1 protein-coding gene and 1 pseudogene are annotated in these 819 nt (G+C 47.6%); one reads left to right on the top strand and one right to left on the bottom strand.

The features are described 5' to 3' along the window. Positions 1-140, top strand: a pseudogene (locus tag QOS03_RS09730) (IS256 family transposase); the annotation flags it as partial. A gap of 320 nt (positions 141-460) precedes the next feature. Here QOS03_RS09730 and QOS03_RS09190 read toward each other — a convergent pair. Then, the coding region (locus QOS03_RS09190; RefSeq protein WP_283576189.1) for a Rib/alpha-like domain-containing protein at positions 461-819 on the bottom strand (359 nt) is incomplete at its 5' end.

Raw genomic sequence — 819 nt, 5'->3', positions numbered from 1 at the left:
ACCAGTTTAACAAAGAAATTCTTGACGCGCTATCTTCTGACTCTAAAACATCATTAAAAGATGTCTTTCGCAATCAGTTAGAACAAACCGTCAATACATTACTTCAAGAAGAATTGTCGGCAGTCTTAGGCTACCAACCCATGCGCCATATAAGCATATTGCGGCGAAGGTGGAGCTTAAAGGGATTGTTTAACCATCTTAACGACTGGCCGCGATGAAATTTTGGCCTTACTAACTGGCTTACCTTTGGCTTTGAAAACGGGTGCCACAATATCATGCTTCTCTTCCATAAAGAAATCCTCCTGTACTGAATCTTATGCCTTCAGTATAGGAGGATTTGTCGACCACGCCTAGACGTATTGTTATTGACTGCTTACGTTATGCCGTGTTTACTCACCGCACTAAAAGACGGGTCCCCCATTTTCTGAGGAACCCGCCTTTAGTGCGGTTAACTATTGAATTAATCTTCCTTCTTGCGCTTACCGCCAAGCCCGAGCAGCCCGAGCAGTCCGAGCAACAACATGCCCAAGCCACTAGCGGCTAACAGGGAACCTTGTTCATTCCCGGTTTGTGGCAGCGTCTTGGCTTGTGACTTTGCTTGTTGCCCAGCCTTAGCAGTGTTAGGCTGCGTCTTCCAACTATACGTTGTCCCCTTTGGCAAAGTGTCTTGGTTGGTGACTACGCTGGTTGGATCAACTGGCGCGTTTTGATCAGCCGGTGGCGTGTATTGATCCGCGTTTGACTTCACGTTGACCGTAACCGGGACGTCCTCGCTTGACCCATCTGGGTAAGCTACATGCAAAAGACCAGTGGCTGGTT

The organism is Limosilactobacillus pulli (assembly GCF_947381555.1).
GTDB classification, from domain to species: domain Bacteria; phylum Bacillota; class Bacilli; order Lactobacillales; family Lactobacillaceae; genus Limosilactobacillus; species Limosilactobacillus pulli.
Note: the sequence above shows the minus strand (reverse complement) of the source record. Positions and strands in the feature narration are given on the sequence as shown.